Source organism: Bartonella tribocorum, from assembly GCF_002777915.1.
Lineage (GTDB): Bacteria > Pseudomonadota > Alphaproteobacteria > Rhizobiales > Rhizobiaceae > Bartonella > Bartonella tribocorum_A.
In genome coordinates this window covers 1-630 of record NZ_NJGE01000091.1, presented here as the reverse complement: position 1 = coordinate 630, position 630 = coordinate 1, and the positions used below count along the sequence as shown (strand labels likewise).

General features: G+C 36.2%; 1 pseudogene. It reads left to right on the top strand.

The features are described from left to right. Nucleotides 1-86 precede the first annotated feature (86 nt). A pseudogene (locus tag CER18_RS09805) lies at nucleotides 87-630 on the top strand (Vomp family autotransporter); the annotation flags it as partial.

Here is a 630-nt window from a genome sequence, read left to right as displayed (position 1 = left end):
ATCTAACCTGGGTAAGTGGCTAGCAGAAAAATGTGTCTTTTTTATGTTTTAAAGTGTTTTCAGATTTTTTCATTGGAGAGTTTATTATGAAAAAATTGCATGCCACACAAACAACAAACAAATTGAAAAATTCGCGTTTTTCTTTTGTGAGAGTTTTTTCAGTGGCGACAGTCACGACATTTTTATCAAATATTTCTCCTGTTTTTTCAGCAAATCCTGATTTTAGAAATATGTTTCTTGAAGGCGCTAACAATACTGTTGTGTCTTATCCACAAAGCATTATCTCTGTTGCTGGTTTGAATGCTTCTTCTGATAAATCAACAGACGATTATTTGACAGTGTTAAATGCAGCATTCACGTCAAAAGCTAATGCTTCTGGAGATTATGCCAATTTTCTCATCAATACTCTTTCGGAGGGAAATAATGCTAGACCTGTCGTCGATGTTTTAACAGCAGACAAGGGTGATTTGTCTCAAAGAATGTTAGATATTGGAGATAAGAATAAGAGATCTCTCCTTAGTCCACAATGGTCTGTTGATGGCAACTTGCCTCCCCAACAGTTTAGCCAGAATGGAGCAGATACAGCGCTTATTAATGTGTTTGATAGCTTGCAGAATAATGCATCCACAG